The sequence below is a fragment of the Streptomyces sp. NPDC028991 genome, from assembly GCF_055564775.1.
This window is the reverse complement of the sequence record NZ_JBVHVP010000002.1, coordinates 373,762-386,949: the sequence shown is the minus strand read 5'-3', so window position 1 is coordinate 386,949 and position 13,188 is coordinate 373,762. Positions and strand designations below refer to the sequence as shown.

The window sequence follows — 13,188 nt, the reverse complement described above, 5'->3', positions numbered from 1 at the left end:
ACCATGGACGCATGACAGATCACGAGCACGCCGCGACGGGTCCGGGACCCGGTCCCGGCCCGCGCCCTCCCCTGGGCGCCGGGCCGCAGGGCGCCGCGCCCGCCGCGGATGCCGCGGGTGGCGCGGGTGGCGCGGCAGCCGACGCGGGCGTCCACGCGGGCACCGATGCCCCCGGGCCGCCCCACCGGTTCCGGCGCGACCGGCGGCACAAGACGCTCGCCGGAGTGTGCGCCGGCCTGGGGCGGCAGTGCGACATGGATCCGGTGATCTTCCGGATCACCCTCGCCGTGCTCTCCGCGACCGGCGGCATCGGCCTCATCTTCTACGGCTTCGCCTGGCTCTTCGTCCCCTACGACGACGAGGAAGAGAACGAGGTGCGCAAGCTGCTGACCGGCCGGGTCGACGGCCAGGCGCTGGCGGCCGTGCTGTTCGCCCTGGTCGGCTGCGGGGTCTTCCTGACCATGCTGAACAACGGCGGGGTGCTGACCTTCGCCGTCGTCCTCTCCCTGGTCCTCGCGGGCGCGGGGTACTGGTCCCGGCACCGGAAGGCTCCCGACCCCGATCCCCGCTCCGCTCAGGCCGTCGCCGACGCTCCACCGGAGGCCCAGGCACCCCCGGTCATGATCACTTGGCCCTCCTGGTGGCGCGACCCCATAGTCAAGGACGGCACCCACGTCGGCGGGACGGGCTATCTGTGGGGCCCGCCGGACTCCGAGGACCGTGACATCGCGGCGGCCGTCGACATCGGCCGCCGGGCCCGGGCCGGTGACCGCGCCGCCGCGAGCGACCGGCGTTCCCGGACCCCGCAGCAGCGCGGTCCTCGTGGCATCGGCGGCTGGGTGTTCCTCCTCGCCCTGCTCGCGGCGTTCCTCGGCACCCGGCTGACCTGGGACGAACACCCGCTCGGTACCAGTCTGCAGACCGGCCTGGCCTGCGCGCTCGCCGTCTTCGGCGTCGGCATCGCGGTCAGCGCCTTCCTGGGGCGCACCGGGGCCGGTTCGATCTTCCTGGCGATCATCACGGCGGGCCTGCTCGCCGGGTCGGCCGCCCTGCCCAAGGACGTCGGCACCGAGTGGGTCCGGACCACCTGGAAGCCCACGACGGTGGCCGGCGTGCGGGAGCAGTACGACCTCGGTACCGGCAGCGGCACCCTCGATCTGTCCCGGCTGGTCCTGGCCGACGGCCAGACGCTGACCACCCGGGCCGACGTGGGCATGGGCCGCATACGGGTCGTCGTGCCGCAGGACGTGACCGTGCGGCTGAGCGTCGAGGTGGGCGTGGGCGACATCCAACTGCCCGGCGACGACAGCAAGGACGTGGACGTGGCACCGGGCAAACACAAGGAGGTCACCCTGTCCCCCGCCACGGGCGGCAAGAGCGCCGGCACGCTCGACCTCGACCTCCAGGTCGGCGTCGGACAGGCGGAGGTGGCCCGTGCTGCGTCATAGGTTCCAGCCCGGGCGGCTGGTCGCCGGCCTCTTCCTGACCCTGGCGGGCGTCATCTACGCCGGCGACGCGGGCGGTCTGTGGGACACGCCGTGGTTCGTGGTGATCCCCGTCGTCGTGGGCGGCCTCTGTCTCGCGGGAGCGGTCGGGGTCCTGGCCCAGGCCGTACACCGCCGCCGCGGGTCGCTCCGCGCGAACAAGGACGCCCCCCGGGCAGATCTCCCCGGCTGACCGGGCTCCCGGCGGGGGCCGGCAGGCAACCGGGGCAGCCGGTTCGTGGCTCGCGGGCTGTTACCGGTATCCACCCGTTCGCTGTCGCCGCCGGGAGCGCAGAGCCGCGTCCAGTGACAGCAGCGGGGCGCCCGCGAGGACGAGCGGCGTCCAGGCCATGAGGTAGGCGAGGTCGTTGCCGTAGTAGTACGGGTCGGAGGCCCAGCTGACGGTCAGCCACAGGCTGAGCGAGATCAGCGCGCCGCCGAGCGCCGCCAGCCGGGTCAGCAGACCGAGCAGGGTGCCGATGCCGACCGCCAGCTCGCCCAGGGCGATGGCGTAGCCGAAACCGGCGGGGCTCTTCAGCGCCAGGTCGACCAGGGCGGGAATGGCGGAGGAGTCGCGGACGGTACGCATCATGTCGCCGACGGAGCCGGCGCCCGCGTCCTTCATGAAGGCGCTGTCCGTCAGTTTGTCCAGGCCCGCGTAGATGAAGGTGACGCCCAGAAAGATCCGTAGGGGCAGGAGGGCGTGCCGGGTGGCGTGGTCCCGCCAGTCTCCGCCGCCACCCGGATGCGAGGCGTACGCATCCGTCCGCATGCCGTGAGTCATCATTGCCAGCCGCCTCCCGCGCGTGCCGAGACCCCCACCAGACCATACGTACGACGTGGGGGCGTCTCTCAATCCCTCTGCGACCGGTTTCTTCCTGTCGGTTTCGACAGACTGCGGCTGCGACGGCCTGCCGTTTCGACAGCCTCCGGTCCCGGCAGGCCGCCGCTCGTCGGTGGAGCCGAGCGGCGGTGGAGCCGAACGGTGGTGGAGCCGAACGGCGGTGGAGCCGAACGGTGGGGCGTCAGTCCGTCACTTCGATCGCGTACCGGTTGGTTTCCACTCCCGCGCTCGTGACCACCTGGACGTCCAGCCGGCCCGGTTCCACGTCCGCCGGTACCGGGACCGTCAGCAGGTCGTCCGTGGGATTGCTGAAGCCGCCGGTCACCGGGACCAGGGGCACGTGGACGTTGACCGCGCCGATGCGGACAACCATCCGGGACAGGCGGTCGGCGCGCTGCGCGCCCGGCGGTACGAAGCCGGCTCCCCGGATCTCGATGTCGTCGCCGGTGCGGATCGGGGCGTCCAGGTCACCGGCCTCCCGTGCCCGGACCACGGAGAGGATCACGGGCCGCCCGCCCTCCGCGTACTTGCCGGCCACGTAGGTCGCCGCCGACACCAGCACCACGACCGCCAGCCCCCACGGCAGGTCGGGCAGCTGCTCCGGGCGCCGGGCCAGCCGTACGGCCGCGAACACCAGGGCGACGGTACTGATCACCACGTACTGGATGTCGGCGAAGGTCCCGCGCCCCGCGTCGTCCGTCAGCAGGTCGGCCGCGCGCGGCCGGTCCGCCCGTACCTTCTGCAGCCGCTGCCCCAGCACCCGCAGTCCGACCACCCGCCGCACCAGGACCGCGATCCCGCACACCACCGCGAGCACGGTCACCGCCCCTGCGCCGCGGGCGAGTTCGAGTCCGGCGATCAGCGCGTCCCGTCGCCCGGGGCCCGAGGCCACGGCCAGTTGTCCGGCCAGGACGAGCACCGCGTAGGCGATGAACAGCACCCAGGCCGCGGCCACGGCCCGGGACGTGGACAGGCGGTTGTCCTCGCCGATGACCGGGGCCAGCGCCCCGCCCCGCGCCCGGTGGAACCACGACGCCGCCGTCAAGGCGCCGGCCACGACCAGTGCCGCCGCGAGCCCGGCGGTGCGTGCCGCCGTCCACCCGGACCCGATCGCGGTCAGCGACTGCACGAGCAGCAGCAGTACGACCCCGGCCCACACGACGGCCGCCGTGCGGCGCCCGAGGCCCGCGAGCCATGCCCCGCCCTCGGCGCGTCCGCGTTCGGCGACGAGTTCCGCGGACTGGGTCAGCTCCTCCGAGACCCACTGCCGCGAGGCGGAGGCCGAGTGGGCCACCGCGGCCGGCAGCCCCTGCCCGGCCGCGAATTCGTCCCGCCGCAGCAGGAACGCTGCGACCGCCCGGCGGTGCCCCTCGCGGGCGCCGTGCGGGCAGTCTCCGCAGGTGCAGCCGCCTCCGTGCGCCACCTCGTACGCGCCTTTGTCCGAGCCGCTGCCGCGCCTCGCCTCCTGCACCGCCACGCCCGACGCCTGCCTTCCCGAACCCCTGCGAACAACCCAGTGACAACATCCGCGCCAACGTCTGCGGCAGCACCTGCCGCACCGCCCGTGGAGGAACCGTAAGTCCCTTGGGACGACAGCGAATTGTGCCGTACCCCACCCCTCGCGCGCCCGGCACCCCCGGTCCGCTCTGCTCAGCGCGGGTGACACGCGAACCACCGTGTTGACCCCGGCTGCGAGAATTCCCGTATGGCCGAGATCATCCAGCGTGACGGGACCTGGGCGTTCGACGGCGCGACGGTCCGGATCACGCCGGGCCTGCACCGCTCGGTGCCGCTGTTCCGGCAGACGTACGGAGAGGTCTCGGTACCGCTGGAGGCTGTCGCGGGCGTCGTCTTCGAGCCGGACCGCAGACGCGGGCGGCTGCGTCTGCGGCTGCGCGAGGGCGCCGATCCGCTCCTCCAGGCGACCGGCGGCCGGCTGCCCGACGCGGCGGACCCGTACCGGCTGACGGTGGAGACCGACCGCTGCGGGGTCGCCGAGTACGTCGCCGAGGAGGTCCGCCGCGCGCTGCTCCTCGACCGGGTCCCCAAGGAGCCGGTGAAGACCTACCTGCTGCCCGGGCCGCCAGTGCCGGTCTCGGCGCGTTCCTCGGACGGCACGGTCTCCTTCGACGGCACCCGGGTGCGGATCGACTGGGCCGACACCTCCGACCGGGTCAAACGCGCCACCGGTCCGCGGATCATCGACGTCGGCGACCTGGTGCGCGTCGAGTGGCTGCCCAACTCCGGGGCCGAGGAGGGCTTCCTGCGGTTCGTGACCCGGGAGACGGTGTGCTCCAGGCTGCGGCCGGAGAAGGACCCGTACGCCCTCGACCTGTGGGGCAGCGCCCGCCGCGATCTGCTCACCGCGCTGGTCGCCACCGCGGTCACGGCCCGGCTGCCGCATCCGTCGGCCCGTGCGGACGACGCGGACGACGCGGACGACGCGGACGACGCGGACGACGCGGACGACACTGCCCCCGACCGTGCCGGAAGCCGACCCGGGCCCCGGCTCCCCGGTGCCGCTCCGCCGCCGTCCGACCATCACGACGTCCTGCTGCGCCGGTTGCGGGAGCTGGGGGAACTGCACCGCGGCGGCGTCCTCACGGACGCGGAGCTCGCCACGGCGAAGGCGGCGGTGCTCCGGGGCTTCTGAACAAGCGCCCGGCAGCCTGCGGAGGGAGCCGTGAGCGCACGGTGGGGCGGCCTGCCCGCGGGGGGGATACCAGACAGAGGGTGTCGGATTTCGGGTCCAGACTCGACGTATGACATCAAACACCGCCGCCGAGAGCACCCCCGCCACGGACACCACCGGCACCACCGACACCACCGGCACCAGCAGCTGGGCCGCCTTCGTCGCCGCCGAACCCGGACTGGCCGCCACCGTCGAGGCGCGCTTCGGCGCGTACACCCACCACGTCCTCGCCACCCTGCGCAAGGACGGCTCGCCCCGCACCACCGGCCTGGAGGTGCGTTTCCTGAGCGGCGAGCTCTGGCTCGGCATGATGCCGGGTTCCCTGAAGGCGCTCGACCTGCGCCGCGACCCGCGGTTCGCGTTGCAGGCGAACCCGGGCGACGGCACCGGCATGGGCGGCGGGGACGTGCGGATCGGCGGCCGGGCGATCGAGGTCGAGGACGCCGAGACACGGGCCGGATACGCGAAAGAGGTGGAACCGCCGGAGCCGTTCCACCTCTTCCGTACCGAGCTGACGGAGGTCGTGCGGACCTACGTGGAGGACGACGCGTATCTGGTCGTCCAGGTCTGGCAGCCCGGCAAGCCCCTGCGCACCACGCGGCGCACCTAGGGGATCACTCCCACTCGATCGTCCCCGGCGGCTTCGACGTCACGTCGAGGACGACCCGGTTGACGTCCTTGACCTCGTTGGTGATGCGGGTCGAGATCTTGGACAGCACGTCGTACGGCAGCCGGGACCAGTCGGCCGTCATCGCGTCCTCGGAAGAGACGGGCCGCAGCACGATCGGGTGGCCGTAGGTGCGGCCGTCGCCCTGGACGCCGACGGAGCGGACGTCCGCGAGCAGCACCACGGGGCACTGCCAGATGTCGCGGTCGAGGCCGGCCGCGGTGAGCTCCTCGCGGGCGATGGCGTCGGCCTCGCGGAGCAGGTCGAGCCGTTCCTTGGTGACCTCGCCGACGATGCGGATGCCGAGACCCGGGCCGGGGAACGGCTGGCGCTGGACGATCTCGTCCGGCAGGCCGAGCTCCTGGCCGACCATCCGGACCTCGTCCTTGAACAGCTTGCGCAGCGGCTCGACGAGCCGGAACTCGAGGTCCTCGGGGAGCCCGCCCACGTTGTGGTGGGACTTGATGTTCGCCGCGCCGGTGCCGCCGCCGGACTCGACCACGTCCGGGTAGAGGGTGCCCTGGACGAGGAACTCCACCGCGGGGCCCTCGTCGGCGATGATCTCGGCCTGGGCCTGCTCGAAGACCCGGATGAACTCGCGGCCGATGATCTTCCGCTTCTCCTCGGGGTCGGAGACCCCGGCCAGCGCCTTCAGGAACCGCGCGCTCGCGTCCACGACCTTGAGCTGTACGCCGGTCGCGGCGACGAAGTCCTTCTCGACCTGCTCGGTCTCGCCCTGGCGCATCAGGCCGTGGTCGACGTAGACACAGGTGAGCTGGGAGCCGATGGCCTTCTGGACGAGGGCGGCGGCGACGGCGGAGTCCACGCCGCCGGACAGTCCGCAGATGGCGCGCTTGTCGCCGACCTGCTCGCGGATGGCCGCGACCTGCTCCTCGATCACGTTGCCGGTGGTCCAGTCGGGCTTCAGGCCCGCGCCCCGGTACAGGAAGTGCTCCAGCACCTGCTGCCCGTGCGTGGAGTGCATCACCTCGGGGTGGTACTGGACGCCGTAGAGCTTCTTGTCGTCGTTCTCGAAGGCGGCGACCGGGACGACGGCCGTGGAGCCGGTGACGGTGAAGCCCTCGGGGGCGGCGGAGCAGGCGTCGCCGTGCGACATCCACACGGCCTGCTCGGCCGGGGTGCCCTCGAAGAGGGTGGAGGACGGCTTGGAGACCGACAGGTCGGTGCGGCCGTACTCACGGGCGCCGGAGTTGTCGACGGTGCCGCCGAGGGTCTGCGCCATCAGCTGGAAGCCGTAGCACATGCCGAAGACGGGGACGCCCGCCTCGAACAGGGCACGGTCGAGGGTGGGGGCACCCGGCTCGTACACCGACGAGGGGCCGCCGGAGAGGATGATGGCCGCCGGGTTCTTGGCGAGCATCTCCGCGACCGGCATGGAGCTCGGCACGATCTCGCTGTAGACCCGCGCCTCGCGGACACGACGGGCGATGAGCTGGGCGTACTGCGCGCCGAAGTCGACGACCAGGACGGTGTCGGGGGCGGCGGCAGCGGGAGTCGCTGATGACACGGGGTGCCTTCCGGCGGTCGGGCGGGGGGTCTTGTGCTCCCGATTCTACCGAGGTGGGCAGGCGGCCCGTCCCGCCCACGGTGCCCCTCCGTCACCCCGCCCCACGTCTCACCATGCGAACCGGCTTGGACACCATCCGTCCCCGGGGCATACTGGCCCCATGCTCACGCACCCGACCTTCCTGTTTACCTATGGCAACCGGCCCACCGGCTGCCATGGTCGTGCTGCTTGAGCATCTGACAAGCGACTCCCCAGGCGCCCCGGGCCGACAAGGTCCGGGGCGCCTGGCGTTCGCGGATCCCGTCGGCCGGGGGCACCACCCCTTCGACGAGGAGACCCCGACATGACCGTCACCGCGGCAGACAAGACCGGCGCCCGCACCACCGAGGCCGCCGACGTGATCACCGGCGCGCGGGAGCGCATCGACACACTGGACGACCGGATCATCGGGCTGATCCAGGAACGGATGGCCGTCTCCGCCGTCATCCAGGAGGCGCGGATCACCTCCGGCGGCCGGCGCGTGAACCTCTCCCGCGAGATGGAGGTCCTCGACCACTACCGGCAGGCGCTGGGCAGGCCGGGGACGGCGTTGGCGATGACGATGCTGGAGCTGTGCCGGGGGCGGGTCTGAGGCTCGCGTCCGAGCGTCGCATCCGAGTTCGGGATTCTTCTCACCCGTACGGCGCGTGACCGGTAGGCGGGCGGCTTCGTTGGTCCCGGTGTCCGTGTCAGCCAGGGGCGGGCCCGAAAGAACCACGCGTGGCTCGCTGGGGCGATGAGACGTGCGGATCGTGCCGTACGTCGTGGGACCTCGCCCCAGGAAAGTGACCGGACGGCAGGGGACAGCAGCCCGGTCACCCACGAGAACGGCCGGCTCCGGGGACGCCCGGGGCCGGCCGACGGGCGGCCCGGTCCCCCGGCCCACTCGACTGCACAGCACATTCGGACCGCACGGTCCGCTCCACCGCACGGTCCGCTCGACCGCACGGTCCACTCCACCGCACGGTCCGCTCGATCCCACTGCCATTCGGAGCAAGCGGCGCGACCCCCCGGCGCCGCTTCCGAGGCACCGGCGCCGCCCTGACGCCGGGGCCGGCCGAGGAAGGGCCCCGCGGCGCACCGCCCGCGGGGCCCTTCGCCATGCCCCCCTTCTCCTCACCGGTCCGGAGTGACGCACGCCACATAAAAGTTCTGTGAGTTCCGGGGCAACCATTCACAGCCTTCACAGATCAAACAGGCGTACGGAACGAACCAAGGGCCACAGCCGCGCCCCACACGCGGAGGCCTCCCTGACTCTCCCGTACCGCACGCGCGGTACGCCGGACTACCCGAGGTCTTCATGAAGCTTCGTCGTGCCATGGCAGCAGCGGCCGCCACGGCTGTGATAGCCCCGGTGGCGCTGCTCGCGGCCCCGGCCGCCTACGCGACCGGCGAAACGTCGCCGTCCCCGTCCACCTCGTCCAGCAGCTCGACGAGCGCACCGGCCACGAGCCCGTCCGCCGAGGCGTCGCCGTCCCAGAGCGAGTCGACGGACGGGACCGCGCCGAGCGCCTCGACGAGCACCTCCCCGAGCGCGACGGAGAGCGAGGGCACCCCCTCTCCCGGCACCTCGGAGTCGACCACGTCCGCCCCCGCGGACCCGTCGCCGAGCACCTCCGCCCCCGAGGAGACGGGGCCCCCGCTCCCCGAGCCCTCCGTGTGCGAGGACACCAAGGTCGACGTCAACATCACCGGCCTGCCCGGCCAGATCGCGGCGGGCAGCGGCTGGCACAAGTTCTCGCTGAGTGTGGCCAACAACTCCGACTCCACGCTCCAGAACCTGGAGTACCTGGCCGGCGCCTCCGCCGACCGGAACGGCGAGGAGCTGTTCGAGAGCAAGAAGGTCAGCCTCCAGGCGTGGAACCCGGAGGACAAGATCTGGGAGGACCTCAACGAGTTCGGTTACGCGGTCGGCTACATCGGTTACACCGACGAGCTGGCACCCGACTACGAGGTCGACATCCCGATGCGCATCAACGTGAGGTCCGACGCCCCGGTCGGCGCCGGCTTCACGCTCGGCGCGACCATCTACGGCGACGCGGACGGCGAGTGCACCGGCTTCGGTGACGTCGCCTACAAGTTCCAGATCGTGGCCGCCGGCACCGACACCGAGGGCACCAAGCCGACCGAGGGCGGCAAGGCACCCGTCGCCGTCGAGAAGCCGGCCGCCAACACGCCCGAGGTGACCGGCAGCCTCGCCGAGACCGGTTCCAGTTCCGCGCTGCCGGTGATCGGCCTCGTCGGCGGGCTCGCCGTCGTCGTCGGTGGCGGTGCGGTGTTCGTGGTGCGGCGGCGGAAGGCCGGCGCGGAGGCGTGACACGGCACGGACCGGCGTAACGCGTAACGCGTGACACAGGCTGGGTGAGAGGGACCTGCGCTCGGAGGGGGGCGCAGGTCCCTCTCGCCTTTGCCTGCCGCGGCTCCTACTTCTCCCGCGACGCCTGCTTCTTCGGCGGCACCGTCGGCATTCCAAGGAACGGCAGCCGCAGCGCGCCGAAGGCCTCCGCCGGAACCGCCGGGGACTTGGGCTCGACGGGGGTCAGCCGCTCGTAGGCCGTGCCCTGCGCCGGGCGCGGGTCGCTCTCGCCCTTGTTCGGCCAGTACGACATCGCCCGCTCCGCCTGCGCCGTGATGGTCAGGGACGGGTTGACGCCCAGGTTGGCGGAGACCGCGGCGCCGTCGACGACCGAGATGCCCGGGTGGCCGTAGAGCCGGTGGTACGGGTCGATGACACCGGTCTCGCGGGAGGCGCCGATCGGGCAGCCGCCGAGGAAGTGGGCGGTGAGCGGGGTGCCCATCAGCTCGCCGACGTTGGAGCCGGCGAAGCCGTTGATCTCGGCGGCGAGCGCGGAGGCGCCCTCCGTGGCCGCCTTGATCTGCTTGGGGTTGGGCGAGCCGTGGCCCTGGCGGGCGGTGAGCAGGCCCTTGCCGACGCCCGTCGGTTTCAGGTGCGTGGTCAGGGAGTTGTCCACCGACTGCATCACCAGGCCGATGATGGTCCGCTCCGACCAGCGTCGGTTGGACAGTGAACGCAGGACCAGCATCGGATGCTTGGCCGCGTGGCCCAGGAAGCCCAGGACGCGGGACGCGCCCGAGGCGGTGTGCCCGGCGTACGGGACCTGGAGGATGGACAGGCCGCCCATCGAGTTGGAGCCCTTGCCGTAACGGACCGGCTCGATGTGGGTGTTGGCGTCCGGGTGGATCGAGGACGTGATGGCGACGCCGCGCGTGAAGTCGGCCCGGGGCTCGCCGGTGGCCTTGCGGTAGCGCCGGTCGTCGGTCTGGGCGCCGACCAGCGCCTCGGAGTTGGTGCGGGTGAGCTCGCCGAGCCTGTCGGATATGTGCGGGAGCCGGCCGCCCGACTTCATGCGGTGCAGCAGGGTCTGGGTGCCGTAGGTGCCGGCGGCCATGACGACCCGTCGGGCCGTGAAGGTGCGGCCCGTGCCCTTCTTCCGACGGTCGGTGGGGAGGGTGGCGATGGCGAAACCGCCGCGCGAGTCCTCGGTCACCGAGGCGACCGTCGTCATGGGGTGCACGACCGCGCCCGCCTTCTCGGCGAGGTACAGGTAGTTCTCGTTGAGGGTGTTCTTCGCACCGTGCCGGCAGCCGGTCATGCACTCGCCGCACTCGTTGCAGGCCTTGCGGTCGGGGCCCGCGCCACCGAAGTAGGGGTCGGACACCCGCTCGCCCGGCTTCGCCTTCGCGGCGCCGTCGGCGTCCTCGCCGTCGCCGAAGAAGACGCCGACCGGCGCCATGTGGAAGGTGTCGCCGACCCCCATCCGCTCGGCGGCGGCCTTCAGGTGCACGTCGGAGGGGGTCATGGTCGGGTTGAGCCGGACGCCGAGCATGCGCTTGGCCTGGTCGTAGTACGGCGTCAGTTCCTCGTGCCAGTCGGTGATGTCACGCCACTGGGGGTCGTCGAAGAAGGGCTTCGGCGGCACGTAGAGGGTGTTGGCGTAGTTCAGGGATCCGCCGCCGACGCCGGCGCCGGCCAGGACCATGACATTCCCGAGCAGGTGGATGCGCTGGAGGCCGAACATGCCGAGCCTGGGGGCCCAGAGGTAGTTCTTCAGGTCCCAGGAGTTCTTCGGCAGCGACTCGCCGGTGAAGCGGCGGCCGGCTTCCAGGACGCCGACGCGGTAGCCCTTCTCGGTGAGGCGGAGCGCGGAGACCGAACCGCCGAACCCCGACCCCACGACGACGACGTCGTAGTCGTACCCGTTCTCGTCCCGGGTCTGGACAGACTTCTCCTGCGACACGTGCTCTCCTCGTTGAGAACGGGCGTTGGTTGGGGGCTCAGCGGAAACGGAACGCCTTCATCAGGCGCAGGCTCCGGCTCATGAACGCCGCGTACTTCTCGTCGTCCATGCCCAGCGACGGTGCCATGGGCAGCAGCCGCTGGTGGGCGACCGTCTGGGCCTCGGTGTATTTGAGGATGCCCTCGGAGCCGTGCCGGCGGCCGAGGCCGGAGTCCTTCATGCCGCCCATGGGCGACTGGACGCTGCCGTACGCGGAGGCGTAGCCCTCGTTGATGTTGACCGTGCCGGTGCGCAGACGGGCGGCGGTCTCGCGGCCCAGGCGGGCGTTCGTGGTCCACACCGAGGAGTTCAGCCCGTACGGCGTGGCGTTGGCGCGGTCGACAACCTCGTCCAGCGTCTTGAAGCGGTAGACGGACACGACGGGGCCGAAGGTCTCCTCGCAGCACAGGGTCATGGCGTCCGTGACGCCCTCGAGGACGGTCGGCTCGTAGAAGTACGGCCCGATGTCGGGACGGGCCACTCCGCCGGCGACGACGCGCGCGCCCTTGTCGACGGCGTCCTCGACGTGCCGCTTCACGGTCTCCAGTTGGTGCCCGCTGACCAGGGAGCCCATGTCCGCTCCGTAGGCCAGGGCGCTGCCCAGCCGCATCGCGCGGGTGCGGGCGGCGAAGCGGTCGAGGAAGACGTCGGCGACCGACTCGTGGACGTAGATCCGCTCGATGGACACGCACAGCTGGCCGGCGGAGGAGAAGCAGGCGCGGACGGCGCCTGCCGCCGCCTTCTCGATGTCGGCGTCCTCCAGGACCAGCATGGCGTTCTTGCCGCCGAGCTCCAGCGAGACGCCGACCAGGCGGTCCGCGGCGACCGTGGCGACCTCTCGGCCGGTGCGCGTGGAACCGGTGAAGGAGACGTAGTCACCGTGCTTGACGACCTCGGGACCGATGACCGGGCCGACGCCGATGACGGCCTGGAGGACGTCGGCGGGCAGCCCGGCCTCGATCAGCAGGTCACGGGCCCACAGCGCGGTGAGACAGGACTCGGTGTCGGGCTTCATCACGACCGCGTTGCCCGCGACCAGGGCGGGCAGGGCGTCGCCGACGGACAGTTCGAAGGGGTAGTTCCACGGAACGATCTGGCCGACGACGCCGCGCGGGTGGCGCAGTTCGGTGACCTTCGTCAGGGTCGGTACGGCGCCGGTGTGCCGCTTGGGGCGCAGGTACGCCGGGGCCTTGCGGCCGTAGTGCCGGGCGGCGACGGCGACGGCCTGGACCTCCTCGTGGGCGTGCAGGCGGGCCTTGCCGGTCTCCAGCTGGATGAGGTCGAGCACCTCGGCCTGGCGCTCCAGGACCAGGTCGTGGAAGCGCAGCAGGACGGCGGCACGCTGCCGTACCGGAACGCGGGCCCACACGGCCTGGGCGGCGCGGGCCCGCTCGAAGGCGCCGGCCACGTCCTCGGGCGTCGACTCGGGCAGGTCGGCCAGCTTCTCGCCGGTGAACGGCGTGTGGTTGGCGGTGCGGCCGGAGCCGGCCACGCCCTTGGTGAGCTGGGCGACCAACTCGGGTATGACCACGTCGGCAGCGGTGCGGGCGCCCGCGGGGGCGGGGGCGAGAGGGTTCGTGCCGGTGATTTCCGGGGCCTGCGCATCCGTCATGAGCCGCAGGGTATGACGCCGCGA

The 13,188-nt window shown here is 72.3% G+C and carries 12 protein-coding genes; 6 read left to right on the top strand and 6 right to left on the bottom strand.

Features of this window, described 5'->3' with window-relative positions; translation table 11 throughout:
• The first annotated feature begins 11 nt into the window (after positions 1-11).
• Both ACZ4V1_RS05930 and ACZ4V1_RS05925 read left to right on the top strand, forming a co-directional pair.
• Complete coding sequence (locus tag ACZ4V1_RS05930) at positions 12-1,448, top strand: PspC domain-containing protein (protein WP_468329895.1); 1,437 nt, start codon at positions 12-14, stop codon at positions 1,446-1,448.
• A complete protein-coding gene (locus tag ACZ4V1_RS05925; protein WP_468329892.1) occupies positions 1,435-1,677 on the top strand; it encodes a hypothetical protein in 243 nt (80 codons plus the stop codon). The genes ACZ4V1_RS05930 and ACZ4V1_RS05925 overlap by 14 nt, the downstream gene beginning before the upstream one ends.
• 60 nt (positions 1,678-1,737) lie before the next feature.
• Here the strand turns inward: ACZ4V1_RS05925 and ACZ4V1_RS05920 are convergent, their stop codons facing one another.
• Positions 1,738-2,256: a DoxX family membrane protein gene (locus ACZ4V1_RS05920; protein ID WP_468329890.1), complete on the bottom strand. Its 519-nt coding sequence runs from the start codon at positions 2,254-2,256 to the stop codon at positions 1,738-1,740.
• A 253-nt stretch (positions 2,257-2,509) separates the two neighbouring features.
• Positions 2,510-3,805 (bottom strand): hypothetical protein, encoded by a 1,296-nt coding sequence (locus tag ACZ4V1_RS05915; RefSeq protein WP_468329887.1) that lies wholly within the window; start codon positions 3,803-3,805, stop codon positions 2,510-2,512.
• Between the two features lie 228 nt (positions 3,806-4,033).
• Here ACZ4V1_RS05915 and ACZ4V1_RS05910 point away from each other — a divergent pair, with 228 nt between their 5' ends.
• Positions 4,034-4,981, top strand: coding sequence for a DUF4429 domain-containing protein (locus ACZ4V1_RS05910; protein WP_468329884.1), 948 nt, complete (start codon positions 4,034-4,036; stop codon positions 4,979-4,981).
• Between the two features lie 109 nt (positions 4,982-5,090).
• The gene (locus tag ACZ4V1_RS05905; protein WP_468329881.1) at positions 5,091-5,630 is read left to right on the top strand and encodes a pyridoxamine 5'-phosphate oxidase family protein; all 540 of its coding nucleotides are present in this window, start codon (positions 5,091-5,093) and stop codon (positions 5,628-5,630) included.
• A gap of 4 nt (positions 5,631-5,634) precedes the next feature.
• Here ACZ4V1_RS05905 and guaA read toward each other — a convergent pair whose 3' ends face one another.
• Positions 5,635-7,215, bottom strand: a complete 1,581-nt coding sequence (gene guaA, locus ACZ4V1_RS05900; RefSeq protein WP_468329878.1) for a glutamine-hydrolyzing GMP synthase — start codon at positions 7,213-7,215, stop codon at positions 5,635-5,637.
• A 343-nt stretch (positions 7,216-7,558) separates the two neighbouring features.
• Between guaA and ACZ4V1_RS05895 the strand changes: the two genes are divergently transcribed.
• Positions 7,559-7,846 (top strand): chorismate mutase, encoded by a 288-nt coding sequence (locus ACZ4V1_RS05895; RefSeq protein ID WP_468329875.1) that lies wholly within the window; start codon positions 7,559-7,561, stop codon positions 7,844-7,846.
• A gap of 788 nt (positions 7,847-8,634) precedes the next feature.
• On the opposite strand, the gene ACZ4V1_RS05890 is transcribed toward ACZ4V1_RS05895, so the two are convergent.
• On the bottom strand, positions 8,635-8,925 hold the full coding sequence (locus tag ACZ4V1_RS05890; protein ID WP_468329872.1) for a hypothetical protein: 291 nt from the start codon (positions 8,923-8,925) through the stop codon (positions 8,635-8,637).
• On the opposite strand from ACZ4V1_RS05890, the gene ACZ4V1_RS05885 reads away from it, so the two are divergent.
• The gene (locus ACZ4V1_RS05885; protein WP_468329869.1) at positions 8,912-9,571 is read left to right on the top strand and encodes an LAETG motif-containing sortase-dependent surface protein; all 660 of its coding nucleotides are present in this window, start codon (positions 8,912-8,914) and stop codon (positions 9,569-9,571) included. The two genes, ACZ4V1_RS05890 and ACZ4V1_RS05885, sit on opposite strands and share 14 nt — an antisense overlap.
• Positions 9,572-9,677: 106 nt before the next feature.
• Here the strand turns inward: ACZ4V1_RS05885 and ACZ4V1_RS05880 are convergent, their stop codons facing one another.
• Both ACZ4V1_RS05880 and ACZ4V1_RS05875 read right to left on the bottom strand, forming a co-directional pair.
• On the bottom strand, positions 9,678-11,513 hold the full coding sequence (locus tag ACZ4V1_RS05880) for a GMC oxidoreductase (protein WP_468329867.1): 1,836 nt from the start codon (positions 11,511-11,513) through the stop codon (positions 9,678-9,680).
• 37 nt (positions 11,514-11,550) lie between these two features.
• Entirely contained in the window at positions 11,551-13,164 is a 1,614-nt protein-coding gene (locus tag ACZ4V1_RS05875) for a succinic semialdehyde dehydrogenase (protein WP_468329864.1), read from the bottom strand.
• Between the last annotated feature and the right edge of the window lie 24 nt (positions 13,165-13,188).

Bases quoted from the DNA above. Each gene is read 5' to 3' on its own strand.
- ACZ4V1_RS05930 (WP_468329895.1), top strand. From the start codon at position 12: ATGACAGATCACGAGCACGCCGCGACGGGTCCGGGACCCGGTCCCGGC.
- ACZ4V1_RS05920 (WP_468329890.1), bottom strand. From the start codon at position 2,256: ATGCGGACGGATGCGTACGCCTCGCATCCGGGTGGCGGCGGAGACTGG.
- ACZ4V1_RS05910 (WP_468329884.1), top strand. From the start codon at position 4,034: ATGGCCGAGATCATCCAGCGTGACGGGACCTGGGCGTTCGACGGCGCG.
- ACZ4V1_RS05905 (WP_468329881.1), top strand. From the start codon at position 5,091: ATGACATCAAACACCGCCGCCGAGAGCACCCCCGCCACGGACACCACC.
- ACZ4V1_RS05895 (WP_468329875.1), top strand. From the start codon at position 7,559: ATGACCGTCACCGCGGCAGACAAGACCGGCGCCCGCACCACCGAGGCC.
- ACZ4V1_RS05875 (WP_468329864.1), bottom strand. From the start codon at position 13,164: ATGACGGATGCGCAGGCCCCGGAAATCACCGGCACGAACCCTCTCGCC.